This is a genomic window from Salinarimonas soli (assembly GCF_008386575.1).
GTDB classification, from domain to species: domain Bacteria; phylum Pseudomonadota; class Alphaproteobacteria; order Rhizobiales; family Beijerinckiaceae; genus Salinarimonas_A; species Salinarimonas_A soli.
Genome location: NZ_VUOA01000003.1, coordinates 66,992 through 93,411 on the forward strand (window position 1 = coordinate 66,992; position 26,420 = coordinate 93,411).

Sequence of the window (26,420 nt, forward strand, 5' to 3'; positions counted from 1 at the left end):
CCCACCCGGGAGAGGGGAGGGCGCCTCAGGTCACGACGAGCGGCCGCCGCACTTGCCGGTCTTCACGTTGAAGTTCCCGCAGGACATCGGCTTGCGCCAGTCGGCGATGAGCTCCTTCGAGCCCTCGAGGTGGTCCGACCACTCGTCACCGGCCACGAGGCCCGGCGTCTGCCAGACCACCGAGAACTGGCCGTCGCCCTGGATCTCGCCGATGAGCACCGGCTTGGTGATGTGGTGGTTCGGCATCATGGCCGAGTAGCCGCCCGTGAGGTTCGGCACGGTGATGCCCACCATGGCGTCGATCACGGCCTCCGAGTCCGTGGTGCCAGCCTTCTCGACCGCCTTCACCCACATCTGGAAGCCGATGACGTGGGCCTCCATGGGGTCGTTGGTGACGCGCTTCGGGTTCTTCGTGAAGGCCTTCCACTTCTCGATGAAGGCCTTGTTCTCGGGCGTGTCGACGCTCTGGAAGTAGTTCCAGGCCGCGAGATGGCCCACCAGCGGCTTGGTGTCGACGCCCGCGAGCTCCTCCTCGCCCACCGAGAAGGCGACCACGGGGATGTCCTTCGCCTTGACGCCCTGGTTGCCGAGCTCCTTGTAGAAGGGCACGTTGGCGTCGCCGTTGATGGTGGAGACTACCGCCGTCTTCTGGCCCGCCGAGCCGAACTTCTTGATGTCGGAGACGATGGTCTGCCAGTCGGAATGGCCGAAGGGCGTGTAGTTGATCATGATGTCCTCGGGCTTCACGCCCTTGGCCTTGAGATAGGCCTCGAGGATCTTGTTCGTGGTGCGCGGATAGACGTAGTCGGTGCCCGCCAGCACCCAGCGCTTCACCCCTTCCGTCTCCATCAGGTAGTCGACGGCGGGGATCGCCTGCTGGTTCGGGGCGGCGCCGGTGTAGAACACGTTCTTCGACGATTCCTCGCCCTCGTATTGCACGGGGTAGAACAGGATCGAGTTCAGCTCCTCGAAGACCGGGAGCACGGACTTGCGCGACACGGAGGTCCAGCAGCCGAAGGTTGCTGCGACCTTGTTCCGGGTGATGAGCTCGCGGGCCTTCTCGGCGAAGAGGGGCCAGTTGGAGGCCGGGTCGACCACCACCGCCTCGAGCTTCTTGCCGAGGATGCCGCCCTTGGCGTTCTGCTCCTCGATGAGCATCAGCATGACGTCCTTCAGGGTCGTCTCGGAGATGGCCATGGTGCCCGAGAGCGAGTGCAGGACGCCGACCTTGATGGTGTCCTGGGCGAGCGCGGCGGTGCCGGCCAGCATGGTGGCGCCGGCAAGCGCCGCGCCGATGAAGCTGCGACGTGAGAAGATCATGTTGTTGGACTCCCCCTGCTGTGAGGCCCTGGTGGACCTCGCGGGGACCTCCGCAAGTTGCGCGCCAGACCCGCCGGGTCCGGTTTTGTGCGTAGGCGGCCTGTGGAGCGACCGGGGGCTTCGGCGGCCCGCGGCCCGGGCCTGCCTATCGCAAGGGCAGATGGCGATGCTTTGCGCGCCGCCCTCGGAGGGCGGGCCGGGGTCGCCCCGCCCGCCTCAGCCCTTCACGGCGCCCGCCGTGAGCCCGGAGACGAGCTGGCGCTGGAAGACCAGCACGAGCACGAACAGGGGAGCCGTGATGGAGACCGCCGCCGCGATCGCCTCGATCTGATCGGAGGCCCGGGTGTCGCGGTTCAGGAACTGCGAGATGGCGGGCACCATGGTCTGGGACTGCGCGTCCAGCAGGAGCGCCGTGACGAGGTAGTCGTTATAGGCGAGCAGGAAGGAGAACAGGCCCGTCGTGATCACGCCGGGCCACATCACGGGCATGATGACGCGCCAGAACGCGCCGAAATGCGTGCAGCCGTCCACCCGCGCCGCCTCGTCGAGCTCGTGGGGCACGTTCATGAAGAAGGAGCGCATCATCCAGATCGTGAAGGGCTGGTTGATGGAGACGAGAACCAGGATGATCGCCCAGGGCTGGCCGTAGAGGGTCGGCGGCACCGGCGCGAAGAGGTGCAGGATCCAGCCGAGGATGGGTGCGTCCCACAGCGGCATCAGGAGCTCGCGCGAGTTGAGGAAGGGCGGGAGGTAGCCCGTCACCAGCACGGAATGGGGCAGGGCGCGAAAGACCAGCGCCGTGATGAGGATCCAGAACGCAAGGTTGCTGCGCGCCCGCGCCAGGGCATAGCCCGCCAGGGTGCCCACCGTGAGCGAGATCGTGACCACGCCCGCCGTGATGAGGAGCGAGTTGAGGAAGTTGCGGTAGAAGCCGTGGGTGATCCACACCGCCTTGTAGTGCTCCCACGTGACGGGGCCGAAGATGACCCGCAAGGGGTTGGCCGACAGCGCGTCGACGGGTGCCTTGAACGACATCAGGGCCGTCCAGGCGAGGGGGAAGAGCGCGACCACGATCCAGACCGCCAGGAAGGCGGCGTTGCCGAGCTTGAGCCCAAGCGGCGCGCGGAGGGCTTTCGTCTCGGCCATGCGGCGCTCCTAGCGGGTCACGCGGTGGTCGCGCCAGGTGCGGACCAGGAGCGGGATGAGGATGAAGACGATGCCGATCATGGTCAGCATCGAGGAGGCGGAGGCGCGCGAGATGGCGCGGTTTCCCGTCTCGTCGGGGGTGAGGTAGCTGTAGGTGAGGTATTGCAGCGAGATGCGGTGCGCCTGGCTCGAGAAGCCGATCACCTCCTCGAACACCCGGTAGCTGTCCATGAGATTGATCAGCGTCACGAAGACGATGAGCGGCATCAGGTGCGGGACGACCACGTAGCGCAGCCGCTCGAAGCGGGACGCGCCGTCGACGATCGCGCTCTCCAGGGTGTCCTGATCGACCGTCTGGAGGCCGGCATAGAACACCACGAAGGCGAAGGGCGCCACGTGCCAGACCCGGTAGAGCATCATCAGGATCTCGAGCGTCCAGCCCTCCGCGAAGAGCGAGAGGTCCCGTCCGAGCAGCCATTCGAGGGCGACCGTGAGAATGCCGTCGCCGATGAAGAGCCAGCGGATCGACAGGGCGCCGATCACGGGCGTGATGATGAAGGGCAGGAGCATGATGAAGATCACCGGGCCCCGCAGGGAGCGCACGATGCCGTTGACGGCGAGCGCCACGGCAAGCCCGATCCCGATCACGAAGGGGCCCGTGAGGAGGGTGAAGGTGAGGGTGAAGCGCAGCGCCCGGTAGAAGTCGAGGTTGAACAGGGCCGGGAGGCCGCCCCCGCCCGCCGAGAGGGCCTGCGCCACGGCCTCGGGCTGGAGCAGCAGCCGGTAGGTGTCGAGGCCGACGAAGGTGGTCTCCAGCACCGGCCGCCCGGCGGCGTCGAGCTTCGGGCGGGAGCGCTCCTCGGTGGTGCAGACGGAGGTGAGGAAGCCCGGGGTGCAGTTCTCGACCTGCACCACCTCGAAGACCTGGCGGGTGTTGTAGAAGCTCTGGACCAGCACGCTCGCCAGCGGCAGCGCGATGAACAGGATCATCAGCACGACCGAGGGGGCGATGAACAGGGCGAAGGTGCGCGCCTTCATGGGCCGGCTCCCGGGAGTGGAGAGGCGGGGCCGCGGCCCCGCCGTGGGAGGATCAGCGCACGAGCCCCTGCTCGCGGGCGCGGGCGAGGTAGCTCGCCTCGATGGCGGCGAGCGTCTGCTCGGCGGTGGCCTTGCCCGTCATGAAGTCCGGCAGGCGCTCGCCGAGCGCCGTCTGCATCAGGCCCATGGCGGTGGTGGATGGGTAGTTGGGCGCCCCGCCCATGGCCGAGGCCACGACGCCCTTGGCGAAGCGGCCCGGCTCGAAGCCCTTGATCAGCCAGACGGCGGTGTCGTTGTTCGCCTTCACCATCTCGGTGTCGATGCCCTCCATGGCCACCCGGAAGGCGGCCTCGGCCTCGGCGTCCTTGATGTTCTTGGCGACGACGATGCCGTCCCACCACATCGTCGTGGCGGGCTTGCCGCCGGCCATCGCGAGCGGCGCCGCAGCCATCGCGACCTTGCCGACGACCTGGCTCTCCTTCGGGTCGTCGAGGGCGGCGGCGCGCGACGCCCACAGGTTCGCCATCGCGATCTTGCCCTGCTGGAACTGCTTCTGGACGTAGGTCGAGTCGGCGACGAGATATTCCGGGTCCATGTAGCCGGAGATGCGCTTGAGCATGGCAAGCGACTTGAGGCCCGCCTCCGAGTTCACGGCGGGCGTGTTGTCCGCCTTCGTGAACTGGCCGCCGAAGCCGAGATACATGTTGATGAATTCCAGGGCGAGATCCAGGCCAGCCTTGTAGGTGCCGCTCAAGGGATACTGGAGCTTGCCCGAGGCCTTGATCTTCTCGGCAGCCGCCAGGACGTCGTCCCAGGTCTTGGGCGCCGGGATGCCGAGCTCCTGGAGGATGTCCTCGCGGTACATCAGGTGCTGCGAGTTCACCATCATGGCCACCGCCATGATGCGCCCGTCGTTGCGGATGAGTTGGTTGGGCGAGAGGTTCTGCCCGTACTTCGCCACGAGGTCGTCGAGGGGGCGGATCGTGCCCGCGTTCATCAGCGGCGTCAGCGTGCCGTTCGCCACGCCGCCGATGTGGTAGAGCGACGGATTGGCCGCGAAGGCCGGCGGCTGCTTCTGGCGGAAATTGGCGTCGAGCTCGGCCTGGACGTTGCCGCACTCGTTCATGGCGCCGGTCACCGCCTTCCAGGCCTCGAAGGACCCGGTCAGCGACTTCAGCGGCACCTCGTTGCGGAAGGCGCAGGCCGCCTGCGCGCCCGCCGACATGAGAAGCGACAGCGACGCCGCCGCGAGAATGGTCCTGATCATGCTGTCGCCCCTATTGGCATCGTCGAGCCGAGATCCGCCCGGGCTGGCCCCGGGGACGCCATGGCGGGGGCCGGCTCGATCCGTTCCCCGCTGGCGCTGTCGAAGACGTGGCACCCCGCGGCGCCGATCCTGAACGAGACCGGGTCGCCGATCTCGGCCCGGAAGGTCTTGGGCGCCCGCGCGGCCACGAGGGCCGGCCCGACGCGCACACTCACGAGGGTGGCGTCGCCGAGAAGCTCGATGCTGTAGACGGGGGCCGCGATCTCGCCGCCGGGGCCCGCCGCCACCTCGGCGTCCTCGGCGCGAAACCCTAAGGTCGCCGGGCCGTCCGGGTACCCGACGAGCCCAGGCACGCGCACCCCGGGCGCCTCGAAGACGCCTGCGGCGACGGCACCGTCCATGAGGTTCATGGCGGGCGAGCCGATGAAGCCCGCCACGAAGGTGTTGGCCGGCCGGTCGTAGATCTCGGTCGGCGTGCCGACCTGCTGGAAGCGGCCCTTGTTCATCACCACGACCCGGTCCGCGAGGGTCATGGCCTCGATCTGGTCGTGGGTGACGTAGATCGTGGTCACCTTCAGCTCGTGCTGGAGGTTCTTGATCTGGGCCCTGGTCGAGACGCGCAGCTTCGCGTCGAGGTTCGACAGAGGCTCGTCCATGAGGAAGACGGCAGGCTCGCGCACGATGGCGCGGGCGAGCGCCACCCGCTGGCGCTGGCCGCCCGACAATTCCTTGGGCCTGCGATGGAGCAGGTCGCCGAGCTCCACCATCGCGGCGGCCTTGCGCACCCGCGCGTCGTGCGTGGAGGCGTCGACCCGCCGGACCTTCAGGGGGAAGCGGATGTTCTCGTAGACCGTGAGGTTCGGGTAGAGCCCGTAGTTCTGGAACACCATCGCGACGTCGCGATCCTTGGGCTCCAGATCGTTCACGACCCGGTCGCCGATGAGGATCTCGCCGTCGCTCGGGTCCTCGAGCCCCGCGATCATGCGCATGGTCGTGGTCTTGCCGCAGCCCGAGGGGCCCAGGAACACCACGAACTCGCGATCGCCGATCACGAGGTCGACGGCGTGGACGCCGGTGAAGCTGCCCCAGCGCTTGGTGACGTTGCGCAAGACGACACCGACCATGACCGCGACGCCTCCCCGATCCGGGTCGCGCAGGGTCCCGGCGAGCGGTCCCAAGGCGGCCTCGCGTAAGGCTTGACACGTTTTGACTACGTATGCAACCAACGAACGAGCCCGATGCGGGGCGTGCCGGAGCGACGGTCATGGTCGATGCAGCTTCCCTCGTCGGGACGAAGAAAGCGCTCCTGCCGGCCCTGCGCGCCATCGCCGAGGCCAGGCCCGACACGGTGGCCGAACGGCTCGCCGCGATCTACCACCCGGATGCCGAATGGCGCGGCTCGCACCCGCTCAACGAGATGCGCGGCGTCGAGGCGATCGCCGAGCGGGTCTGGCGTCCGCTCCTGACCTCGTTCCCCGATCTCGAGCGCCGCGACGTGATCTTCATCGGCGGCGATACGAACGGGGCCACGCTCGTCGGGGCCGTGGGCCATTATTGCGGCACCTTCCGGCGCGACTGGCTCACGATCCCCGCCACGGGCCGCCCGATCTACCTGCGCTACGGCGAGTTCCATCGCGTCGACGAGGGGCGGATCGTCCAGAGCACGGTGCTCATCGACGTGCTCGACGTCATCCGGCAGGCGGGCTTCTGGCCGGTCGCGCCGAGCCTCGGGACGGAGGAGCAATGGCCGGGGCCGATCACCGCCGACGGCGTCGTGCTCACCGAGCAGGACCCGGCCGTCTCGGCCGCGAGCATCGCCCAGACGCTCGCCATGCATCGCTCCCTCGGCGACTACGACGACCGCAGCGGGCGGGGACGCGACGGGCTTCTCGAGATGCCCCAGAAGATCCACTGGCACCCGAAGATGATGTGGTACGGCCCGGCGGGCATCGGCACCACGCGGGGGCTCCAGGGCTTCGTCGACTACCACCAGCTTCCGTTCCGCATCGCCTTCCCCAACCGCCGCGGCGGGAACCATTACGTGCGCATCGGCGACGGGGCCTATTCGGCGACGGGCGGCTGGCCCAGCGTCTTCGCCCAGCATCTCGGGGGCGGCTTCCTCGGCGTCGCGCCCACGGGCCGGGACGTGACCATGCGGGTGATGGACTTCTACCTGCACCACGAGGGGCTGATCCGGGAGAACTGGGTGCCCCTCGACATCCTCAACCTGCTCCTGCAGATGGACGTGGACGTGCTCGCCCGGATGCAGACCTTCTTCCGCCGCGGCGCGCTGCCCTAGGCGCCTTGCGCCGCACGGAAATCGGCGACGAGGCGCGCCGCGCCCTTCAGCAGGAAGCCGTGATCGGAATCGAGCAGGAACAGACTCGCGCCCAAGGGGCGCCAGCGCGCCACCTCCTCGACCCGGGGCACGAACATCCCCACCGTACGGCCCGCTGCCTGCGCGGCGCGGCAGACGCGCTCCACCGCCTCCACGACGACGGGGCTTTGCGGGTCGCGCTCGCCGAACGCCACGGTGAGGTCCGCTCGGCCCACGAACAGCGCGTCGATCCCCTCCACGGCGGCGATGGCCTCGATATCCTCCACCGCCTCCACGTCCTCGATCATGGCGATCACGACGGTCTCGGCGGCCGACCCCACGATGTGCTCGGCCATGGGGCGCATGGTATAGCGCGCCGCGCGGGACGAGCCCGCATAGCCCCTCCCGCCGGGGCCGTAATGAGCGGCGCGCACGAGATCGCGCGCGACGTCCGCGCTCGTCACGTGGGGGACGACGACCCCCGTCGCCCCGATGTCCAGCGCCGAGAGCACGTGCTCCGCGGCCGGCGAGGGCGTGCGCACCAGGACGGGCTTCCCCGCCGCCCGGCAGGCCATCACGCACAGGTCGATCGCGCCCCGGTCGAAAGGCGCGTGCTCGGCGTCGAGGCACAGCACGTCGAGGCCGGTCAGGCCGAGCACCTCCGCCACGATGGGAGAGGGGGTTTTCAGGAAGGTGCCGATGGTGGGCATGCCCGCCTGGAGGCGCTGCTTCAGGGACTCGGTCATGGGCGGAGCCTTTCGTGGACGGGGGGGCCGGGTCAGCGGGCGAGCCAGAGCCGCAGGGCGGACGTGACCGCCTCAGGCTCCTCGAGGGTGGGGAGGTGGCCCGCGCCCTCGATCACGGTGAGGCGCGCGTTGCCGAGGAGGCCGGCGATCTCCGCGTGCCGCTCGGGCGGGCAGAGCGCGTCGTGGCGGCCGCACAGGACGAGGCTCGGGCCGCCATAGGCGCGAAGCGCCTCCGTTGCGTCCGGCCGGTCGCGCAGCGCGACGGACTGGCGCTCGAAGATTGCGGGGCCGAGATCGAGGCCCATGGCGAGGATGAGGTCGAGGAGGCCGGCGTCGGCCCGGTGCGCCGGCCCGAGATAGGCGGGCTTCATCTCGTCGACGAGCAGGACGCGCAGCTCGCCCGCCCGCGCCCGCTCGATCTGAGGCCCGCGCAGGGCCCGGCGCTCGGGCGTCTCGGCGCGGTGATTGGTGTCGAGGAGCGCCAGGCGCTCCACCCGCTCGGGCGCCGCCCTCAGGATCGCCATGGCGACGATGCCGCCCATGGAGAGGCCCGCGAGCGCGAAACGGTCGAAGGGCGCGCGGGCCAGGATGTCTCCTGCCAGGGCCTCGATGCTGTCGGCGCCGCCGATGTCGCCGACCCAGGGCTCCGCCACGTCGCTCAAGGCGGAGACCTGGGGCGCGAAGAGGCGGGCGTCGCACATCATCCCCGGCAGGAGGACGAGCGGCGCCCGCATGGATCAGGCGGCCGACGAGCGGGCGAGGCGGCGGCTTGCGAGCGCGGCGCCCTCCACGAGCGACGCGAGCTTCGCCCAGGCGATCTCCGGATCGACGGCGCCGAAGCCCGCGAAGGTCGAGAAGCCGCAATCCGTGCCGGCGATCACCCGCTCGGGCCCGACGATGTCGGCGAAGCGCTCGATGCGGTCGGCGACGAGCTCCGGGTGCTCGACGAAGTTGGTGGTGGAGTCGAGGCATCCCGGGATCAGGACGTAGTCGTCGGGGATCCGGGTACGGGTCCAGACCCGCCACTCGTGGGCATGGCGCGGATTGGAGGCCTCGAAGAGGAGCCCCCGGGGCTTGGCTTTCAGGAGCACCGGCAGGACCCGCTCCAGGGCGATGTCCCGGGTATGCGGGCCCTCGTAATTGCCCCAGCAGACATGGATGCGCACCCGGTCGCCCGGCACGTTGCGCAGGGCGTGGTTGAGCACCTCCACGTGGATCTCGGCCCGGCGGACGAAGTCGTCCTCGGAAAGATCGCGGTACATCATGTGCCGGCCGAGGCCGAGATCGGGGGCGTCGATCTGGAGGATGAGCCCCGCCTCGACGATGCCCTCGTACTCCGCCCGCATGCCCTCGGCGAGATCGGAGAGATAGTCGTCGAGATGCGCGTGGTGGTCGGAGGGCTGGAACAGGGCGATCACGCCGGGGCTCGCGCTGTTCATGAAGGCGTCGGCGTAGCCCGCGCTGTCCGCGCCGCGCCGCAGGGCCGCGATGTCCTTGCGCAGGGGCTCCAGGTCCTTCACCGCGATCGGGCCGACGCAGCGCGGGCGGCGATAGGTCGGCGTGCCGCCGGCCCGCGCCAGGCGCTCCATGAAGCCCGGGTAGTCGGCGAGATCGGCGGGGGGGCTGCGGGGCGAATCGCCCGCAAATCCCGTCAGCCGGTCCTGGATGTAGGTGGCGTAGGAGATCTTGGACGTCTCGCCGTCGGAGGGGATGTCGATCCCGGTCTCGCGCTGGCGCCGCACGATCGCGGCGGTGGCGTCCGCCATGATCGCGTCGTAGGCCGCCGCGTCCATGGGCAGGCCCTTCTCGCGGGCGAACAGGCAGTCGGCCACCGCCTGGCTGCGAGGCAGGCTGCCCACATGGGTGGTGCGGATCCGGCTCATGCGGCGGCAAGCCTCTCGGGGAAGCGGACCTCGCCCGCCTCGTCGCCGCCGCGCACCACATAGGCCACCACGCCGTCCGAGGAGAGCGCCCGGAAGGCGCGCGCGAGACCCTTCGGGGTCGTGAAGGTGTCGCCGGCCCCCATCACGAGCGTGCCCTGCGGCGTCGCGACCTCCAGGGTCCCGCTATGGACGAAGATCACCTCCGCCTCGTCGCGCTCGTGGGGCGGGACCGAGGCGCCGGGGCTCATGCGCAGGCAGCGCAGGTTGAAGCCGTGCGGCCACCAGCCGACGATCGGGCCGGGCTCGAAGCCGTCCCGGGTCGCGGTCGGCGTGATGACGGGGCATTCCTCGACGCCTGGTCCCGCGAGCGGCGAGCGCGCGTTGCCGCGCATCGCCGAGAAGGGCACGTGGCCTTGGGCGAGCTTGTCGAGGGAGGGGGTCGCGAGGCGGCGGATCAGCTCGTCGCTCGGCACGTCCTCGAGCTGGGCGCCCTCGGGCACCGTCTCGCCGAGCGTGGTGTCGACGAGGCGGCCGCCTTTCAGCAGCACGAGGCCGTATTGCCGGGCGAGCTCGAAGACCTTCGGCGCCCACAGGACCTTGCCCGGGTCGTCCTGGCCGAGCACCACCCAGAGGAAGCCGACCTCGTCGTCGAGCTTCTTGAAGCCGCGGAACATGTGGATCGGCACGGAGACCACGTCGCCGGGCCCCGCGTCGAGGTGGCCGTCGTCACCCGCGTTGACGCCGAACAGGAAGCGCCAGTGCCCGGAATGGATCACGAAGACCTCCGCGGTCTCGTGGCTGTGCTGCGAGTTCAGGCACCCGCCCGGCTGCCGGGCCGCGCCGATGTTGAACCCGTGCGGCTCGGGGACGTGGACATGCTGGTTCGGGTTCTCCGACACGCCCGGGCCCACGATCGTGAAGTTCTCCTTGCGGTCGGACCCGGGGGTGCGGGCGTCCACGAAGGCGTTGGTGCAGGGCACGAGGTCCGCATAGCGGACGAGACGCTTGGCGAGATCCATGACGGGGCTGCCTTTCTGATCGGTTCGCGATTCTAGCGTGTTTGCAATCGTATGCAAGAGACGGAAGGCGACGCCGTCATCCCCGGCCGGAGGCGGCTTGTCCGCCGGAGGGGAAGGGGATCCAGCGCAATGATGCAGCCGCGTCGCGGCTCTCTGTGGCCCGCCAAGGGCCCTGGACGGGCACAAGGCGTTGCTTCGCGACATCAAGCCGTGCTGGATCCCCTTCCCCTCCAGCAGCTGACGCTGCTTCCGGCCGGGGATGACAGGGCGAGTGCGCGGCCGCTGTCATCCCCGGCCGGGGGGCGTCGATGCTCTCCCCTCACATCCGCTGCAGCGCGATCTGCTTGCGGATCGCCACTTCGTCCACGAGCATCCATTCCTCCCGGATGCGCCCGTCCACCACGTGGGCGTGGTTGACGACGAGGCCCAGCACCGTGGCGCCGCTCGGCGGGCCGAAGGCGCCGTAGCCCGTATGGGTGCCGGTGAACCACCAGCGCGTCGCCACCCGCGTCGGCAGGCCCGGATCCTCGCGCGCGATCGAGTGCTCGATCGCGATGGTGAGGTCGGGGAAGGCCGCGAGATAGCCGAACAGGAACTCGTAGAGCTGCTCGTGGCCGTAGGCCGTGCGGAAGCCCGGCAGATGGACGCTGCAGGCCGGGTGGTAGCGCTCGCCGACCACGTGGAGGTCGGCCCGCCAGATGGCCGCCATCGTATCGCGCACCAGGGCCGCCGCCGGGTGATCCTGGTGCACCGGCGGCCGGAAGCCTCCTTCGGCGCGAAGCCTCGCGGCTTCCTCCAGGTGCCAGGGCCCCTTGCCGGCGGCGCGGTCGGCCGCCGCGAGGGCGGCAGCATAGGCGACCGGATCGCCGCCGATCTGAAGCACCAGGCCCGCCGTGTCCCGGATGAGCCATTCCTCGACGATCCGGTTCTCGACGCAGAAGCAATCCGCGATGGCGCGCACCACCACGGAGCGCCCGGTCGGGGGCCCGAGGCGCCCGTCCCCCTTGTGGACGCCGGGGCAGATCAGGCGGTGGGAGGACAGGAAGCCGTCGTCCTCGTTGCCCGACCAGATGATGTCCTCCGGCAGGAGGCGGCGCTGGGGCAGGGTGTTCAGCGTCTCCAGGGTGCCCGCGATCGTCGCCTCGGCGCCGGCGGCGGGGCCCATCGTGGTGTGGATCGGGCAATCCTCGGAGTACCAGCGCCGGATGAGCCCGATGCCGCGCCCCTCCCAGATCCGCTCGGTGATCTTGACGATGTAGTCCGGCAGATCCGCGAAGTCCGGATCGAAGCCCTTCATGGCCATGCCAGTCCTCTCCCGTATCAGGGCCGCCAGACGCGGCGTCCCTCGTGCGTCGTGAAGCCCCCCGCGGGCAGGCGGGCCGAGCCGCGGACCACGAGCTCGCCCTTGATCACGGCGGCGCGGGGTGGCTCCTCGGGGTTCTCCAGGAGGTCCATGAGCGTGCCGACGGTCGCCTCCACCATGGGCTGCAGGGGCTGGCTGAAGGTGGTGAGGTCGTAGCCCCGCCAGGCGGCGGCGCCGACGTCGTCGAAGCCGACGACCGAGAGGTCCTCGGGCACGCGCAGGCCGAACGCATGCCGCGCTACGTCGATGCAGGCGATCGCCATGTGGTCGTTGGCGCAGAAGATCGCGTCGGGGCGCGCGGGCCCGGAGAGCAGCGCCCGTGTGGCCTCCGCCGCGCCCGCGAGCGTGTAATGGCCGACCACCCGCGTCGGCTTGGGAAGACCCGCCCGCGCGATCCCGCGCAGGAAGCCGCGCTCGCGGTCGCGGTTGGTGGACGAGGTCTCGCTGCCAGCCATGAAGGCCAAGGCCCTGTGGCCGCCCGCGGCCAGGAAGGCGGCGATGCGCTCGGCCCCGCCGAGATTGTCGCCCGTCACGCTGGAGACGTCCGGGTCGTCCGTGGTGCGGTTGAAGAGCACCACCGGCACGCCCGCCGCCCGGCATTCCCGCGCCAGGGCGGAGGAGAGGGTCGTGGAGGCGAGCACCACCGCGTCGACCTGGTAGCGCATCACCTGGTCGAGGAGCGGGTCGGAGGCCGAGCCGTTCTTGGCCGTGAAGAGCAGGACCTGGTGATCGCGCTCCTGGAGCCGCCCCGAGAGCTCCTCGAGCACGTCCGGATAGAACTGGTTGTCGAGATAGGCCATCACGACGGCCACGATCCGGGAGCGCCCGGTGATGAGCGAGCGGGCGAGGGCGTTCGGCCGGTAGCCCAGGAGCTTCACGGCCTCCAGCACCTTCGCCCGGGTCGCGGGCGCGACGCTCGCGCCGGGGGTGAAGGTGCGCGAGACGGCCGATTGCGAGACCCCGGCGGCGCGCGCCACGTCCGTGGCCGTGATCGGGCGTGACGGGAGCCTCCTCATTCGGCGGTCCAGCCGCCGTCGACCATCAGGGCCGAGCCGGTCATCAGCGCCGAGGCGTCGCTCGCGAGGAACACCACGGCGCCCGTGAGATCCTCCACCCGGCCCAGGCGCCCGAGCTTGATCTTGGCGAGCACCGATTCCCGGAAGGCCGGGTTCGCGAGGAACGGGCCCGTCATCGGCGTCTCGATGAAGGTGGGGCAGAGCGTGTTGACCCGGATGCCGTGGGCCCCGAGCTCGATCGCCATCGCCTTGGTCAGGCCCTCGATCGCGAATTTCGAGGTGCAATAGACCGTGCGCCCCGCCCCGCCGACATGCCCCATCTGCGAGGACACGTTGATGATCGAGCCGGGCCGCCCCGCCGCGACGAGCCGGCGCGCGACGGCCTGCGCCGCGAAATAGGCGGCCCGCACGTTGAGCCCCATGATGGCGTCGAAATCCTCCACGGGCACGTCGAGGAAGGGCTTCGGCCGGTTCATGCCCGCGTTGTTGAGGAAGATCTCGAAGGGCTCGGCCTCGCCCAGTGCGCGGGCGACCGCCGCGAGATCCGTCATGTCGAGGGCCAGGGCGCAGGCCTCCCCGCCCGCCTCCCGGATCGCGTGCGCGCCCGCCTCGATCTCGTCGCGGCTGCGGGCCGCGAGCGTCACGTGCGCGCCGGCCGCCGCCAAGGCCGCCGCGGCGGCAAGCCCGATGCCGCGCCCGGCGCCCGTGACGAGCGCGCGCTTGCCGTCGAGGCGGAAGGAGGGGGGCTGGGGGAGGCTCATTCGGCGGCGCCGGCATAGGGCACGTTGCGGCCCCCATAGCGGCGCACCCGGACATTCGCCTGCTCGGCATGGCCGGCGAAGCCCTCCAGCATGCACAGCCGCGAGCAATAGGCGCCGATCATGGCCGAGGCCTCGTCGGTGAGGACCCGCTGGTAGGTGACCGTCTTTAGGAACTTGCCCACCCACAGGCCGCCCGTGTAGCGCGCCGCCTTGTTGGTGGGCAGGGTGTGGTTCGTGCCGATCACCTTGTCGCCATAGGCCACGTTGGTGCGCGGGCCGAGGAACAGGGCGCCGTAATTCGTCATGTTGGCGAGGAAGTAGTCCGGATCGCGGGTCATCACCTGCACGTGCTCGGAGGCGATGACGTCGGCCTCGCGCACCATCTCCTCGTCGGACTCGCAGACGATCACGGCGCCGAAATCCTCCCAGGCCCGGCGCGCCACCTCGGCGGTGGGCAGGATGCCGAGCAGGCGCTCCACCTCCGCCATGGTCTCGCGGGCGAGCCGCTCGGAGGTGGTGAGCAGGATCGCAGGCGAGTTCGGCCCGTGCTCGGCCTGACCCAGGAGGTCGGTGGCGCACATCTCTGCGTCCACGCTCTCGTCCGCGATCACGAGGGTTTCGGTGGGACCTGCGAAAAGGTCGATGCCGACGCGCCCGTAGAGCTGGCGCTTGGCCTCGGCCACGAAGGCGTTGCCCGGGCCCACCAGCATGTCGACAGGCGGGACGGACTGGGTACCGAGAGCCATGGCGCCGACCGCCTGGATGCCGCCGAGGCAGAAGATCTCGTCGGCGCCCGCCAGGTGCTGCGCCGCGACGATCGCGGGCGCCGGGCGGCCCTTGAACGGGGGCGCGCAGGTGGCGACCCGGGGCACGCCCGCCACCTTCGCCGTGATCACCGACATGTGGGCGGAGGCGAGGAGCGGGTACTTGCCGCCGGGCACGTAGCAGCCCACCGAGTTCACGGGGATGTTCTTGTGGCCCAGCACGATGCCGGGCAGCGTCTCGACCTCGATGTCCTTGAGCGAGGCGCGCTGATGCTCGGCGAAGACCCGCACCTGCTCCTGGGCGAAGCGGATGTCGTCGAGGGCGCGCGCCGGCAGTTCCGCGAGGCAGGCGCGGATCTCCGCGTCGGTGAGGCGGAAGTCGCTCCGGTCCCAGCCGTCGAATCGGGCCGACATCTCGCGCACCGCGTCGTCGCCGCGCGCCGCGATGTCGGCGAGGGCCGCCTCGACGACGGCGCGAACCTTGGCGTCGTCGTCCGCGATGGCGCCGGCGTCCCGGCCGCGCTTGAGATATGTGGCCACGCGTATCCCTCCAAGGTTCGCCCGTCCGGACGGCCCGACCCACGCGGCCGGAGCCAGGATTTGCATAGGTATGCATAGGGCGCGGAACGGCCCGTCGTCAACCGTCCGTCCCGTCCCGGCGCGAGCGCGGGCGGAGCCCTCCGGAGGCCGTGGGACCATAGGCCATCCAAAGAGGCGTGCGTACAACCACTATCAGGTGGAAAAGGGTTATCGTTCCGGCAGGAGGCCCGCTAAACCTGCACCGGTGAGCCCCGCTCGATGCCCTGATGTCCCGGACGCGGTCGCCCACGACGTGAGAGGCGTCATGGATGGACTTAGCCCCCTCGACATCGTCGAGACGATCAGGAACCCCGTCCTGATCCTGGACCCCGACCTCCGGGTGGTCTTCGCCAACCGCGCGTTCCGGCGGGTCTTCCAGGTTCACAAGGACGACACGATCGGCCGGCTGATCTACGACCTGGGCGACGGGCAATGGAACATCGCCCGCCTGCGTGAGCTCCTTCATGACGTGATCCCGACGAACTCGGTGGTCGAGGACTTCGAGGTCGAGACCGAGTTTCCCGTCATCGGGCACCGGGTCATGTGCCTCAACGCCCGTAAGGTCTTCCGTCCCGGCAACCACACCATGCGGCTCCTCCTCGCGTTCGAGGACATCACGGACCGGGTGCAGCGCGAGCGCGACCGGGAGCAGGCGACGCAGGAGATCTATCACCGGGTCAAGAACAGCCTCCAGGTGATCATGAGCTTCGTGGCCCACGAGGTCCGGCGGGCGGGCACGGGCGACACCGAGGTGCTGCAGGCCATCCAGGGACGAATCGCGGCGGTCGCCCAACTCTACGACCTGATCGCCCGCTCTGAGCGGGGCGAGGCGGTGCGCGGGGACACCTACCTGGCCGAGATCGCGGTCAACCTCACGGCGAGCCTGCTCGGACGCAACTCGTCCATCGACATCGCGGTGGAAGCCGATCCCCTGAGCATCCACAAGGATTGCTCGGTGCCCGTGGGGCTCCTGATCAACGAGCTGACGACGAACGCCATCAAGCACGCCTTCCCGGACGGCCGCGGCTCGATCCGGGTCGCCCTGCGTCGGAGCGCCGACGAGGTCCGCCTGACGGTGTCCGACGACGGCATCGGCATGGCGTCCGCGGCCTCGACCAAGGGCACGGGCTTCGGGACGCGCTACGTGTCGATGTTCGTGCGCCAGCTCGGCGGCGTCCTCTCGCAATCGTCCAACGCGCGCGGAACCTCCTTCGACATCCGGCTGCCCCTCGCCGTGCTCGCCGCCTGACGCACGAGGCCGGCTGCCGGGGCGTCCGCGGCGGAGCCTGAGCCCCGCTCAGGCGGGCTCGCGGGCGATGTCGTCCTGCGGCGCGTAGCCGAGATGGCGGCGCGTGGCCTCCAGGCTCCAGGCCATGCCGCCATTCGCCGACATCCCGTTCACCACGATGCCCGGCGCGGGCCAGCCGTCCGGCGCCGCGACCAGCGCCCGCTCCATGAGGTGCGCGTAGTCGCGGTTCGACAGCCACATGCCCCGAAACCAGCGCAGGTCCCGCTCCGCGTCCGGGTCCGTCCGTGGGGGCGCGCCGGGCAGGCCCGCCGCGTTGAGGGTCTCAGGGCGGTTCTCGCCGGGCTGGCACCAGCCGATGCGCACCGCGACCGCCGTGAGCCGCCCGCCCGTGGCCGCGGCCGCCGCGACGCAGGCCCGCTCGCCCACGAGCTTCGAGACGCCGTAGGCCACGCCCTGGACCATGCGCTGCCCGTCGAACCACCGGGTGCCGGGCCCCGGCGCGAGCTCGGGCGTGAGCCTGCCCGGGCCGATCGTGCCGGCAAGCGGCTCGTCCTTGTACTGCCCCATGACGTGGTTCGACGACGCGAACACGAAGCGGCGAAGCCCTGTGGCCTGCGCGGCGGCGAGCAGGTTGAGGGTCATGTCCATGGAGGCCGCGGCGTCCGGCCAGGGCGCGTCCGGGTAGGGGTTCTGCGCCGCGAGGTGAACCACCGCGTCCACGCCCGCAAGCGCCTCGCGCCAGCGCGTATCCGCGGGGTCGGCGAGATCGACCGCGACGGCCGTCACCTTGGGATGGCCCGCCTCCGGCGCCTCCTGCCCCGGCACGTCGAGGCTGACGATCGCCTGGCACCACGGCGCCGCGATCAGGTGGCGGACGAGCTTGCCGCCGAGATTGCCCGAGCCGCCCGTGACGAGAACGGAGCGGATGGGGGAGGGGACGGGATCGGAGGTCTGGGGCACGGGAGAGGCCTGCTTGCCGGGTCGGGTGCCATCCTGGTTCGATCCAGGCAGCCTGTCGAGACGCTTCGCGCGCCTGTTGCCGGCGCCTCCGGCCGGCTCAGGTCGCGACCGCCGTCTCGGGCCGCGTCGGCGCGTCGAGGATGCCGGGCATCTCGTCGGCCCGCAGGCAGGCCGCGCGCTGCCCATCGGCGCCGATCGGGTCGAGCCGGGGCACGATCTCGCGGCAGCGCTCGACGGCCACGGGGCAGCGCGTGTGGAAGACGCAGCCGGGCGGCGGGTTCGTGGGGTCGGGCAGCTCGCCCTTGAGGAAGATTCGCCGGGTCCGCTGCGGCGTCCCGTCCCGCGAGGGCGGGCGCGGGATCGCGGAAAGGAGCGCGCCCGTATAGGGATGGCGCGGCGCGGCGAACAGGGCGGCCGTCGGCGCGATCTCCACCATGCGGCCCAGATACATGACCCCGATCCGGTCGCTGACGTGGCGGATCACGGACAGGTCGTGGCTGATGAAGATCATCGACAGGCCGAGCCGCGCCCGCAGGTCAGTGATGAGGTTGATGATCTGCGACTGGATCGAGACGTCGAGGGCGGAGACGGGCTCGTCCGCGATGATCACCTTCGGCTCGAGGGCGAGCGCGCGGGCGATGGCGATGCGTTGGCGCTGGCCGCCGGAGAACTCGTGCGGGTAGCGGTCGACCGCCTCGCGGGGGAGCCCGACGAGGTCGAGAAGCTCGGCCACGCGCTCGCGGCGGTTGGGGATCCCGTGGATGACCAGGGGCTCGCCGATGATCGTCCCGACCTTGTGGCGCGGGTTGAGGGAGCCGTAGGGGTCCTGGAACACCATCTGCAGCTGGCGCCGCTCCCGCTTGAGCGCCCGGCCACCCAACTTGGTGAGGTCGCTCCCGTCCACGAGGATGCGCCCGCTCGTGGGCTCCACGAGGCGCATCAGCATACGGCCCAAGGTGGACTTGCCGCATCCGGACTCGCCCACGATCCCCAGAACCTCGCCCGGCGCAAGGGTGAAGCTCACCCCGTCGACCGCCCGTAAGGGGGCGCCCGCGGCGTCGCGGTAGTCCTTGACGAGATCCTGGACGTCGAGGAGCGCGGTCACTGTGCGGGATTCCAGCAGCGGACGATGTGGCCGGACTGCTCCTCCGGCGGCGGCATGAGGGTACGGCATTGCGAGGTCGGGGCGTCGCAGCGATCCACGAACGGGCAGCCCGGCGCCCGGCTCCCCGGCGGCGGAACAGTGCCCGCGATCGAGGGTAGGCGCTGGCCGGGCGGGTTCATGGCCGGGATCGTGTCCACGAGGGCCCGGGTGTAGCGGTGGCGCGGGGCGCCGAGCAGGACGTCGACGGGGCCGGTCTCGACGATCTTGCCCGCATACATCACGGCCGCCCGGTCGCAGACCTCGGCCACGACGCCGAGATCGTGGGTGATGAGGAGGCACGCCATCCCGGCGTCGCGGCGAAGCGTGTCGATGAGGGCGAGGATCTGGGCCTGGACGGTCACGTCGAGGGCGGTGGTGGGTTCGTCGGCGATCAGGAGCTTCGGCTCGCAGGCGAGCGCCATGGCGATCATGATGCGCTGGCGCTGCCCGCCGGAGAGCTGGTGCGGGTAGCGGTCGACCTGGCGGCGCCCGTTCGGGAGGCCGACGAGCTCGATGAGCTCGCCCGCCCGCGCCAGGGCGGCGCGGCGCGACATGCCCCGGTGGAGGATCAGCGCCTCGGCGATCTGGTCGCCGACCGTGAGCACGGGGTTGAGCGACGTCATCGGCTCCTGAAAGATCATGGCGATGTCGTCGCCGCGCACCGCCCGCATCTCGTCGGCGCTCAGCGCGGCCAGATCCCGCCCGTCGAACACGATCCGCCCGCCCGAGAGGCTGATCGGCGGATCGGGGTGGATGCGCAGGATGGACAGGGCCGTCACGCTCTTCCCGCACCCGGACTCGCCCACGAGGGCGAGCATCTCCCCGGCCCGGATCTCGAAGGAGACCTCGTCCGTCAGCCGGTGCCCGTTGACCTCGAGCGTGAGAGCCTCGACGCTCAGGAGAGCGCTGTTCGTCACCGGCACGCGACTTTCTCCTCAGGATCGGGGAAGGTGGATGCTATCGTGCGATGTACGAGGAGCGCAACTGGTCTCTACCACCTGGTCCCCAGGGCGGGCGTGCCGGCGTCCCTCGCCGCCGTCCACAGCCGGCGGCCGCAGAGGGGGCTTTCCCATGCGGGAGCCTGTTGCGAGCGGAGCAATATGCTTTAAGGTGGTCCTATAATGGGCTTGATGACGCGCCGTCAGGGTTGAGCCCGGCCAAGGCGCGCGCAGCCGCAGCCGCGAGGAGGACGAGATGAGGGTTTCGAAGCTCAGGACGATTCTGATGGCCGGAGCGGTGGCGCTCCTGGGCGGGGCAGGGGCGCGCCCGGCCCTCGCGCAGGCCTTGCAGGTCGCCGTCGACGCGTCCCCGGCGGGCCTCGATCCCCACATCATCACCGCGTTCGCCTCGTTCCAGATCGTGAACGGCACGATCTACGAGTCCCTCACCTCGGTGGACAAGGACCTGCGCGTGGTGCCCGGTCTCGCCGAGTCCTGGGCCGTCTCGCCCGACGGCAAGACCTACACATTCAAGCTCCGCTCCGGCGTGACCTTCCACAACGGCGCCCCGATGCAGGCGGCCGACGTGGTGGCGAGCCTCGAGCGCGTCCGCTCCAAGGACATCGCCTCGCCGCTGGCAAGCCGCCTCGCCGCGGTCGACGCCATCACGGCCGCCGACGACGCCACGGTGACGCTCACCCTCAAGGAGCCCTCGGCGCCGCTGCTGGCCGGCCTGTCCTCGATCGCGGTGGTGCCCCGGGGCTTCCTCGCCGACAAGGACGGGCTCCAGCGCCAGCCCGTCGGCACGGGGCCCTTCAAGTTCAAGGAATGGCAGCCCAACGGCTTCATCGACCTCACCCGCCACGAGGGCTACTGGACCAAGGGCGAGCCGAAGGTCGAGAGCGTGCGCTTCAACATCGTGCCCGAGTCCGCGACCCGGCAGGTGGGCGTGGCGAGCGGCCAGTACGCGATCCTGCCCAACATCGATGCGGCGACCGCGCTCCAGCTCAAAGGGCGCCCGAACGTCCAGCTCGCGCAGACCCTGGAGCTCGCCTATTCGCTCATCGGCTTCAACACGTCGAAGCCGCCCTTCGACAACGCGAAGGTCCGGCAGGCGGTGAGCTTCGCCCTGAACCGCAAGGAGATCATCGACGCGGCCCTGTTCGGGTCGGGCGTCCCCGGCGGGCCGATCTCCCCGGCCCTGACCGCCTGGGCCGTGAACGTCGACCGCTTCCCCTGCTACAAGACCGATCCCGCCAAGGCGAAGGCGCTCATCGCCGAGGCCGGGGTCCCCGCGCCGATCAAGGCCACGATGCTCGTCCTGCCCCGGCAGGATATCAAGGACATGGCGCAGGTCGTGCAGCAGCAGCTCAAATCGGTGGGCATCGATCTCGAGCTCAAGATCCCCGAGCTCGGCCAGTTCATCCAGGACTGGCGCAACAGCAACTTCGACGTCTTCGCCTCCACGAACGCGGGCGCCGTCGATCCGGACGATTATCTCTACCGCACCTTCCGCTCGGGCGGCTCCACGAACGTGTTCAAGTACGCCAACCCGGAGGTAGACAAGCTCCTCGACGAGGGCCGGGTGAGCACGCAGCCCGAGGCCCGCAAGGCGGCCTACGACCGGGTGCAGACGATCCTCGCCTGCGACGGCCCCGCCGCCTTCCTGGCCTATGGTCAGCTGTTCTCCGCGGTCCGCAACGGGGTCAAGGAGTTCGAGATCATGCCGAACCGCTCGCTGGGCAGCCTCGCCCGCACGACGGCCGCCGGGCGCTGACAGGGATCGGCTCGTCCCACGCGGGGTGACGCACGGGACGGGCCTCTGGACGCTGGGGAGCGAAGGGCAGGGGGGCAGGGTTCGATGCCGTTGAAGCTGCTGCGGGTCCGCTTGATGGACCTCGTCATCGTCCTGTTCGGCGTCTCGGTGATCACCTTCCTGCTCATCCGGCTCGTGCCGGGCGACGCGGTGGCCATCATGCTCGGCGCCAACACCGAGGTGACCCCCGACCGCATCGCGGAGCTGCGGGCGCGCATCGGCCTCGACCAGCCCATGCCCGTCCAGTACGTCCACTGGATCTCCGGTGTGCTCCGGGGCGATCTCGGCAACTCACTCTGGACCGGGCGCCCCGTGGCAGCCGAGATCGGGCAGCACATCTGGCCCACCCTCCAGCTCGCCACGCTCTCGCTCGTCCTCGGCGCAGGTCTCGCCGTGCCGCTCGGTGTCCTCATGGCGCGCCTGCGCGGGGGCGTGTGGGACAGCGCGATGCAGATGGGCTCCGTGGTCGGGCTCACGATCCCGTCCTTCTGGCTCGGGATCATGATGATCCTGACGCTCTCCGCCTTCGCGCCCGAGCTGCAGATGCTCGGCTACGTGCCGTTCTTCGAGGACCCGCTGGGCAACCTCTCGCGCCTCGTGCTCCCCGCCGTCGCCCTCGCCCTGCCGATCCTCGCGAGCCTCGCCCGGGTGGTGCGCTCCGCCATGCTCGACGCGCTCCAGCAGGACTACGTGCGCACGGCGCGCGCCAAGGGCGTGCCGGAGCGCCTCATCCTGTTCAAGCATGCGCTTCGCAACGCCCTCATCCCCTTCGTGACCAATGTCGGCATCCTGACCGGCTATCTTCTGGGCGGCGCGATTGTGGTCGAGCAGGTCTTCGCCGTCCCGGGGCTCGGACGGCTGCTGCTCGGCGCCATCGCGGAGCGCAACTATCCCCTGCTCCAGGCCACGATCCTCGTCGTCACCTTCGTCTTCGTGCTCGTGAACTTCGTCGTCGACCTTCTCTATGCCTTCATCGATCCCCGTGTCGGCTCCTAAAGCGTCCGGCCGTGTGCCGTCGCTAGGCGAGGTCCACCCGACCCACGCCCTATCCTCCGCCCTCGTCCTGAGGTGCCCCGCAAGGCGGGGCCTCGAAGGGCGCTCCAGGGATCACAGGACGGCGTGGACAGCGTGTTGCGTGCTTCGAGACGCCCGCCCTCGGCGGGCTCCTCAGCATGAGGGAGAGGGGAGCCCTTTCAATCCGATGCAGATCGTGAGGTGAAGCGACCATGCGCATCCCGCCGCTCCTCGTCTTCGCAGCCGCTCTCGTGGCGATCCTCGTCGCCGTCGCGGCGCTCGCGCCCGTGGTCGCGCCGCACGATCCCTTCGGACAGAACATCCTGCAGCGGCTGAAGGCGCCGAGCGCCGCGTTCTGGCTCGGGACCGACCAGTTCGGCCGCGACGTCCTCTCCCGCATCATCTATGGCCTGCGCGCGTCGCTCGGCGTCTCGGTCTCGGCGGTCTTGGGCGCGCTGCTGGTGGGCGGATCGCTGGGGCTCGCGGCAGCTTATTACGGCGGCTGGGTGGACCGCATCGTCATGCGCCTCATGGACGTGCTCTTCGCCTTTCCCGTGATGCTCCTCGCCATCGGCATCATCGCGGCGCTCGGGCCCGGCGCCACGACCACGGCCATCGCCATCGCCCTCGTCTACACGCCGATCTTCGCCCGGGTGCTGCGCGGCCCGGCCCTGGTGCTGGGAGGCAGCGACTTCGTGCTCGCGGCGCGCTCCGCGGGGGCCTCGGACGGGCGCATCATCTTTCATCATATCCTCCCGAACCTCGCGAGCGTGGTGCTCGTCCAGACGAGCCTGCTCCTGTCCACGGCGATCCTGGTGGAGGCGTCGCTGTCGTTCCTCGGGCTCGGCACGCAGCCGCCCGCGCCCTCGCTCGGGATGATGCTTTCGGAGGGGCGCGGCTTCCTCCTGCTGTCGCCGTGGAGCGCCGTGTTCTCCGGCGTCGCGATCCTCGTCCTCGCCTTCGGCCTCAACCTGCTCGGCGACGTGATGCGCGACACCCTCGACCCGCGGCTGCGCGGGGAGCGTTGAGGCTCAAAGGGTGCGGGTCACCTTGCTCAGATAAGGCGGGCGGTCCGGATCGAAGCCGAGGCGGCGCGCCCCGGCCTCGATGGCCCGGTAGGCGGGCACGAGCATCGCGATCGCATCAGTGACGGGATGGTCGTCGCCGATCCAGGAAAGCGAGCCCGCGGCCCCGCCGCACAGATGGACGGGGACGCCGGCGGACCGCAGGGCCTCGACCAGGGTGTCGACCGCCGGGGCCGTGGCGTCCTCGACCCGGAGCGCCAGGACGGGCGTGTCCCGGGCGATCGCGGCCCGGGGGCCGTGCAGGAGCTCGGCGGCGCTGTAGGCGAGCGCGGGCAGGCGCAGGGTCTCGGCCATCTTGAGGGCGAGCTCCCGGGCGGAGCCGAGCCCGAAGCCCCGGGCCGTGACGAAGGCGCAGCGCGCCCCCTGGAGATCGTCGACAAGGGCCGGCCAGTCGAGGGCCAGCGCCGCCCGCGCCCGCTCCGGCAGCCGGTCGAGGCTCGCGTCCAGGGCCTCGTCCCGCGCGATCGCCGCGACGAGGCCGGCCGAGATCGCCATCGACGTCGCCACGCTCTTCGTCGCCGCGACCGAGACCTCGGCCCCCGCGCCCATCGGCAGGACGATCTCGGCCTCGCCGGCCACGGGAGAGGCCGTGTCGTTGAGAATCGCGATGGTGAGCGCCCCGCCGGCGCGGGCGGCCCGGGTCGCCGCCACAAGGTCGGGGCTGCCGCCCGACTGCGAGATCACCACGAACCAGGCCCCGTCGAGCCGCGCCACCCGGTCGAAGCTCGTGACCACGGAGGGCGCCGAGGCGCTCACCGGGATGCCGAGCCTGGTCTCGGCGAGATAGCGCAGGAGCATCCCGGCATGGCCCGAGCTGCCCCGGCCGCAGAAGACCAGGAGCCGCGGCGGGGCCGCCCGGTAGCGCTCCGCGAGCTCGGCGAAGCGCCCCGCGCGGCCTGCCAGCGCGGCCGTGAGTGCGGCGGGGATCTCCCTCACCTCGCGGAGCATCGCCGTGGTCACGAACGGGCGCTCCCGGGCACCTCGACGAGGGCCCGGCGCAGGTTGCCCCGGCTGCGGTCGAGCGCCGCCCGCGCCGTGGGCTCGTCCGCGCCGAGCGCGATGAGAACGGCCCGCTTGATGTCGCCCCCGGCCCGCGCGAGAGCGGCCGCCGCCTGCTCGGCGTCGCAGCCCGCGATGTGGGCCACCATGCGCTCGGCCCGCAGCCTGAGCTTCGCGTTCGCGAGGTGCATGTTGACCATCAGGCCCGCATGGATGCGGCCGAGCGCGGTCATGATGCCCGTGGAGATCAGGTTGAGCACCACCTTCTGGGCGGTGCCGGCCTTCATACGGGTGGAGCCCGCGATCACCTCGCTGCCGGTCTCGATCAGGATGGGATGACGGCAGCTCGCCAGAAGGGGCGCGCCGGCATTGTTCGCGATGCCGATGGTGACGGCGCCGCGCGCAGAGGCCGCACGGGCGGCGGCGACCGTGAACGGCGTGGTGCCGCTTGCCGCGATCGCGATCAGCACGTCCGCGGGGCCGAGGGCCGCCGCCTCGATCTGCCGGGCGGCGTCGTCCTCGTCGTCCTCCGCCCCTTCGGCGCTCGCCACGAGCGCGTCCATCCCGCCCGCCATGGCGAAGACCAGCCGCTCGAGAGGCCAGCCGAAGGTGGGCGGCAGCTCCGCCCCGTCCTGAACCGCGACCCGTCCCGAGGTGCCGGCCCCCGCATAGACGAGGCGCCCCGTGTCGCCCAGGACCGCCGCTGCGGCCGCCACGGCGCCCGCGACCGCGGGGAGGGCAGGGCGCACCGCCGCCACCGCCGACATCTGCCCCTCCCACATGCTCTCGACCGCATCGAGGATCGGCCATTCGTCGAGATGGACGTGCCGTGGGCTGACGTCTTCGGTAGGCATCGCGGGTCCTCGAAGGCTGACTCGGAAGGGGCCATTCATCCCTGGTGTGACCCTCGTCCTGAGGTGCCCACGAAGTGGGCCTCGAAGGGCGCTCCATGGATCTCCGGACCGCGGCGGAGACGTGGTGCGTGCTTCGAGACCCACCTGCGGTGGGCACCTCAGCATGAGGACGAGGGAGGCACGGTTCGTTCGCGCCAGCCTCTCAGGTGAGAGAAACCACTTTAGTACCTCTTGACAGCGGCGCAAGTCGCTCCGGGGCCGAAACCCTCAAAGGGGCGCCCGTCCCGCCAGGATGATCGCGCCCGTGACCGCGTCGCCGAGGGCCGGCGACAGGCGGCGCCGCACGTCGGGGGACAGCCAGGCCTCGATCGCGCTGGAGAGGCCGCCGATGAGGGTCACCCGCGCCGCGCCGCGCTCTGCGAGCGCGCGCACCAGCCCGTCCACATGCGCCGCCGCCACCTGGACGACGCGGCGGCCGGCCGGATCGCCCTGGTCGGCGTGACGGAAGACGAGGGGCGCGAGGGTCGCGTAGTCCGTGGCCGTCGCCTTGTCCATCCAGGCCACCACCTCGGTGGGATCGTCATCGAAGCGGCTCATCACCTCGCGCAGAAGCGGGGTCGATTCATGCCGCCCGTCGGAGGCCCGCAGCGCCAGGCGTAGGGTTCTCAGCCCCAGGTCGGCGCCGCTGCCCTCGTCCGAGATCGGGAAGCCGTAGCCGCCGACCTTCATGTCGCGCCCGCCGACCCGGCCGATGCCGCAGGACCCCGTCCCGACGATGACGATCGCCCCGTCCGCGCCCCCATGCGCGCCGAGGCAGGCCACGAGGCCGTCGGTGGCGATGCTGATCCGCGCGAAGGGGTGGGGAATGGCCTGGAACGCCTCCAGGGCGCCTTTGCGCCCGAGCCCCGCCACGCCGATGCCGGCGGACAGCGCGGCGATCTCGTCGCGCCCGAGCCCCGCCTCCCTGATGGCGCCCTCGAAGGCGGTGCGGATCGCGTCCCATGAGCGCTCGATGCCGAAGCGCGTGGCGGCGGGGCCTGCAAGGCCGATGCCGAGCACCGTGCCGGCTTCGTCCTCGATCCGCGCGCGGCAGCCCGTGCCCCCGCCGTCGACCCCGAGAAACAGCCGTCCCCTCTCCATCG

At 70.8% G+C, this 26,420-nt stretch carries 24 protein-coding genes; 5 read left to right on the top strand and 19 right to left on the bottom strand.

Annotated elements, in window-relative coordinates:
- Positions 1 to 30 precede the first annotated feature (30 nt).
- The 5 genes from urtA to F0L46_RS00925 form a co-directional block, all read right to left on the bottom strand.
- Entirely contained in the window at positions 31 to 1,269 is a 1,239-nt protein-coding gene (gene urtA / locus F0L46_RS00905) for an urea ABC transporter substrate-binding protein (RefSeq protein ID WP_240539803.1), read from the bottom strand.
- A 267-nt stretch (positions 1,270 to 1,536) separates the two neighbouring features.
- Entirely contained in the window at positions 1,537 to 2,466 is a 930-nt protein-coding gene (locus F0L46_RS00910) for a carbohydrate ABC transporter permease (RefSeq protein WP_149815142.1), read from the bottom strand.
- A gap of 9 nt (positions 2,467 to 2,475) precedes the next feature.
- Positions 2,476 to 3,504 (bottom strand): carbohydrate ABC transporter permease, encoded by a 1,029-nt coding sequence (locus F0L46_RS00915; protein ID WP_149815143.1) that lies wholly within the window; start codon positions 3,502 to 3,504, stop codon positions 2,476 to 2,478.
- A gap of 52 nt (positions 3,505 to 3,556) precedes the next feature.
- Positions 3,557 to 4,771: an ABC transporter substrate-binding protein gene (locus F0L46_RS00920; protein ID WP_149815144.1), complete on the bottom strand. Its 1,215-nt coding sequence runs from the start codon at positions 4,769 to 4,771 to the stop codon at positions 3,557 to 3,559.
- Positions 4,768 to 5,895, bottom strand: coding sequence for an ABC transporter ATP-binding protein (locus tag F0L46_RS00925; RefSeq protein ID WP_149815145.1), 1,128 nt, complete (start codon positions 5,893 to 5,895; stop codon positions 4,768 to 4,770). Before F0L46_RS00925 ends, F0L46_RS00920 begins: the two co-directional genes overlap by 4 nt.
- A 140-nt stretch (positions 5,896 to 6,035) precedes the next feature.
- Here F0L46_RS00925 and F0L46_RS00930 point away from each other — a divergent pair, with 140 nt between their 5' ends.
- The gene (locus tag F0L46_RS00930) at positions 6,036 to 7,070 is read left to right on the top strand and encodes a nuclear transport factor 2 family protein (protein ID WP_149815146.1); all 1,035 of its coding nucleotides are present in this window, start codon (positions 6,036 to 6,038) and stop codon (positions 7,068 to 7,070) included.
- Here the strand turns inward: F0L46_RS00930 and F0L46_RS00935 are convergent.
- From F0L46_RS00935 to hisD, 8 genes are all read right to left on the bottom strand, one after another.
- Complete coding sequence (locus F0L46_RS00935) at positions 7,067 to 7,834, bottom strand: HpcH/HpaI aldolase family protein (RefSeq protein ID WP_149815147.1); 768 nt, start codon at positions 7,832 to 7,834, stop codon at positions 7,067 to 7,069. The genes F0L46_RS00930 and F0L46_RS00935 overlap by 4 nt on opposite strands.
- A gap of 32 nt (positions 7,835 to 7,866) precedes the next feature.
- Positions 7,867 to 8,568: an alpha/beta fold hydrolase gene (locus tag F0L46_RS00940; protein ID WP_149815148.1), complete on the bottom strand. Its 702-nt coding sequence runs from the start codon at positions 8,566 to 8,568 to the stop codon at positions 7,867 to 7,869.
- A 3-nt stretch (positions 8,569 to 8,571) separates the two neighbouring features.
- Complete coding sequence (locus F0L46_RS00945) at positions 8,572 to 9,717, bottom strand: cobalamin-independent methionine synthase II family protein (RefSeq protein WP_149815149.1); 1,146 nt, start codon at positions 9,715 to 9,717, stop codon at positions 8,572 to 8,574.
- Entirely contained in the window at positions 9,714 to 10,736 is a 1,023-nt protein-coding gene (locus tag F0L46_RS00950) for a cupin domain-containing protein (protein WP_149815150.1), read from the bottom strand. The genes F0L46_RS00945 and F0L46_RS00950 overlap by 4 nt, the downstream gene beginning before the upstream one ends.
- A 319-nt stretch (positions 10,737 to 11,055) precedes the next feature.
- Positions 11,056 to 12,039, bottom strand: coding sequence for an ester cyclase (locus F0L46_RS00955; protein WP_149815151.1), 984 nt, complete (start codon positions 12,037 to 12,039; stop codon positions 11,056 to 11,058).
- 17 nt (positions 12,040 to 12,056) lie between these two features.
- A complete protein-coding gene (locus F0L46_RS00960; RefSeq protein WP_149815152.1) occupies positions 12,057 to 13,115 on the bottom strand; it encodes a LacI family DNA-binding transcriptional regulator in 1,059 nt (352 codons plus the stop codon).
- Positions 13,112 to 13,876, bottom strand: coding sequence for an SDR family NAD(P)-dependent oxidoreductase (locus F0L46_RS00965; protein WP_149815153.1), 765 nt, complete (start codon positions 13,874 to 13,876; stop codon positions 13,112 to 13,114). Before F0L46_RS00965 ends, F0L46_RS00960 begins: the two co-directional genes overlap by 4 nt.
- On the bottom strand, positions 13,873 to 15,180 hold the full coding sequence (gene hisD / locus F0L46_RS00970; RefSeq protein WP_149815154.1) for a histidinol dehydrogenase: 1,308 nt from the start codon (positions 15,178 to 15,180) through the stop codon (positions 13,873 to 13,875). The genes F0L46_RS00965 and hisD overlap by 4 nt, the downstream gene beginning before the upstream one ends.
- Before the next feature lie 304 nt (positions 15,181 to 15,484).
- On the opposite strand from hisD, the gene F0L46_RS00975 reads away from it, so the two are divergent.
- Positions 15,485 to 16,468 carry a sensor histidine kinase gene (locus tag F0L46_RS00975; RefSeq protein WP_188311805.1) on the top strand — a complete coding sequence of 328 codons (984 nt, stop codon included), beginning with the start codon at positions 15,485 to 15,487 and terminating at the stop codon, positions 16,466 to 16,468.
- 48 nt (positions 16,469 to 16,516) lie between these two features.
- Here F0L46_RS00975 and F0L46_RS00980 read toward each other — a convergent pair whose 3' ends face one another.
- The 3 genes from F0L46_RS00980 to F0L46_RS00990 all read right to left on the bottom strand — a co-directional run bounded on the left by F0L46_RS00980 (position 16,517) and on the right by F0L46_RS00990 (position 19,495).
- The gene (locus tag F0L46_RS00980) at positions 16,517 to 17,428 is read right to left on the bottom strand and encodes an NAD-dependent epimerase/dehydratase family protein (RefSeq protein ID WP_210247582.1); all 912 of its coding nucleotides are present in this window, start codon (positions 17,426 to 17,428) and stop codon (positions 16,517 to 16,519) included.
- Between the two features lie 97 nt (positions 17,429 to 17,525).
- Complete coding sequence (locus tag F0L46_RS00985) at positions 17,526 to 18,533, bottom strand: ABC transporter ATP-binding protein (RefSeq protein WP_240539798.1); 1,008 nt, start codon at positions 18,531 to 18,533, stop codon at positions 17,526 to 17,528.
- Entirely contained in the window at positions 18,530 to 19,495 is a 966-nt protein-coding gene (locus tag F0L46_RS00990) for an ABC transporter ATP-binding protein (protein WP_149815158.1), read from the bottom strand. The genes F0L46_RS00985 and F0L46_RS00990 overlap by 4 nt, the downstream gene beginning before the upstream one ends.
- A gap of 271 nt (positions 19,496 to 19,766) precedes the next feature.
- Between F0L46_RS00990 and F0L46_RS00995 the strand changes: the two genes are divergently transcribed.
- The 3 genes from F0L46_RS00995 to F0L46_RS01005 all read left to right on the top strand — a co-directional run bounded on the left by F0L46_RS00995 (position 19,767) and on the right by F0L46_RS01005 (position 23,368).
- The gene (locus F0L46_RS00995) at positions 19,767 to 21,287 is read left to right on the top strand and encodes an ABC transporter substrate-binding protein (RefSeq protein WP_149815159.1); all 1,521 of its coding nucleotides are present in this window, start codon (positions 19,767 to 19,769) and stop codon (positions 21,285 to 21,287) included.
- 84 nt (positions 21,288 to 21,371) lie between these two features.
- The gene (locus F0L46_RS01000) at positions 21,372 to 22,322 is read left to right on the top strand and encodes an ABC transporter permease (RefSeq protein WP_149815160.1); all 951 of its coding nucleotides are present in this window, start codon (positions 21,372 to 21,374) and stop codon (positions 22,320 to 22,322) included.
- Between the two features lie 230 nt (positions 22,323 to 22,552).
- Positions 22,553 to 23,368 (top strand): ABC transporter permease, encoded by an 816-nt coding sequence (locus F0L46_RS01005; protein WP_149815161.1) that lies wholly within the window; start codon positions 22,553 to 22,555, stop codon positions 23,366 to 23,368.
- 3 nt (positions 23,369 to 23,371) lie between these two features.
- Here the strand turns inward: F0L46_RS01005 and F0L46_RS01010 are convergent, their stop codons facing one another.
- The 3 genes from F0L46_RS01010 to F0L46_RS01020 all read right to left on the bottom strand — a co-directional run bounded on the left by F0L46_RS01010 (position 23,372) and on the right by F0L46_RS01020 (position 26,418).
- Entirely contained in the window at positions 23,372 to 24,373 is a 1,002-nt protein-coding gene (locus F0L46_RS01010) for an SIS domain-containing protein (protein WP_149815193.1), read from the bottom strand.
- Positions 24,374 to 24,381: 8 nt separating this feature from the next.
- Positions 24,382 to 25,278 (bottom strand): N-acetylmuramic acid 6-phosphate etherase, encoded by an 897-nt coding sequence (locus F0L46_RS01015; RefSeq protein WP_149815162.1) that lies wholly within the window; start codon positions 25,276 to 25,278, stop codon positions 24,382 to 24,384.
- A gap of 267 nt (positions 25,279 to 25,545) precedes the next feature.
- Complete coding sequence (locus tag F0L46_RS01020; protein ID WP_149815194.1) at positions 25,546 to 26,418, bottom strand: glucosamine kinase nucleotide-binding domain-containing protein; 873 nt, start codon at positions 26,416 to 26,418, stop codon at positions 25,546 to 25,548.
- Positions 26,419 to 26,420 lie beyond the last annotated feature (2 nt).

Excerpts from the sequence above, each read along its gene's own strand:
- urtA (WP_240539803.1), bottom strand. The coding sequence starts at position 1,269 with ATGCTGGCCGGCACCGCCGCGCTCGCCCAGGACACCATCAAGGTCGGC.
- F0L46_RS00910 (WP_149815142.1), bottom strand. The coding sequence starts at position 2,466 with ATGGCCGAGACGAAAGCCCTCCGCGCGCCGCTTGGGCTCAAGCTCGGC.
- F0L46_RS00915 (WP_149815143.1), bottom strand. The coding sequence starts at position 3,504 with ATGAAGGCGCGCACCTTCGCCCTGTTCATCGCCCCCTCGGTCGTGCTG.
- F0L46_RS00920 (WP_149815144.1), bottom strand. The coding sequence starts at position 4,771 with ATGATCAGGACCATTCTCGCGGCGGCGTCGCTGTCGCTTCTCATGTCG.
- F0L46_RS00925 (WP_149815145.1), bottom strand. The coding sequence starts at position 5,895 with ATGGTCGGTGTCGTCTTGCGCAACGTCACCAAGCGCTGGGGCAGCTTC.
- F0L46_RS00930 (WP_149815146.1), top strand. The coding sequence starts at position 6,036 with ATGGTCGATGCAGCTTCCCTCGTCGGGACGAAGAAAGCGCTCCTGCCG.
- F0L46_RS00935 (WP_149815147.1), bottom strand. The coding sequence starts at position 7,834 with ATGACCGAGTCCCTGAAGCAGCGCCTCCAGGCGGGCATGCCCACCATC.
- F0L46_RS00940 (WP_149815148.1), bottom strand. The coding sequence starts at position 8,568 with ATGCGGGCGCCGCTCGTCCTCCTGCCGGGGATGATGTGCGACGCCCGC.
- F0L46_RS00945 (WP_149815149.1), bottom strand. The coding sequence starts at position 9,717 with ATGAGCCGGATCCGCACCACCCATGTGGGCAGCCTGCCTCGCAGCCAG.
- F0L46_RS00950 (WP_149815150.1), bottom strand. The coding sequence starts at position 10,736 with ATGGATCTCGCCAAGCGTCTCGTCCGCTATGCGGACCTCGTGCCCTGC.
- F0L46_RS00955 (WP_149815151.1), bottom strand. The coding sequence starts at position 12,039 with ATGGCCATGAAGGGCTTCGATCCGGACTTCGCGGATCTGCCGGACTAC.
- F0L46_RS00960 (WP_149815152.1), bottom strand. The coding sequence starts at position 13,115 with ATGAGGAGGCTCCCGTCACGCCCGATCACGGCCACGGACGTGGCGCGC.
- F0L46_RS00965 (WP_149815153.1), bottom strand. The coding sequence starts at position 13,876 with ATGAGCCTCCCCCAGCCCCCCTCCTTCCGCCTCGACGGCAAGCGCGCG.
- F0L46_RS00975 (WP_188311805.1), top strand. The coding sequence starts at position 15,485 with ATGGATGGACTTAGCCCCCTCGACATCGTCGAGACGATCAGGAACCCC.
- F0L46_RS00995 (WP_149815159.1), top strand. The coding sequence starts at position 19,767 with ATGAGGGTTTCGAAGCTCAGGACGATTCTGATGGCCGGAGCGGTGGCG.
- F0L46_RS01000 (WP_149815160.1), top strand. The coding sequence starts at position 21,372 with ATGCCGTTGAAGCTGCTGCGGGTCCGCTTGATGGACCTCGTCATCGTC.
- F0L46_RS01005 (WP_149815161.1), top strand. The coding sequence starts at position 22,553 with ATGCGCATCCCGCCGCTCCTCGTCTTCGCAGCCGCTCTCGTGGCGATC.
- F0L46_RS01010 (WP_149815193.1), bottom strand. The coding sequence starts at position 24,373 with ATGCTCCGCGAGGTGAGGGAGATCCCCGCCGCACTCACGGCCGCGCTG.
- F0L46_RS01015 (WP_149815162.1), bottom strand. The coding sequence starts at position 25,278 with ATGCCTACCGAAGACGTCAGCCCACGGCACGTCCATCTCGACGAATGG.
- F0L46_RS01020 (WP_149815194.1), bottom strand. The coding sequence starts at position 26,418 with ATGGAGAGGGGACGGCTGTTTCTCGGGGTCGACGGCGGGGGCACGGGC.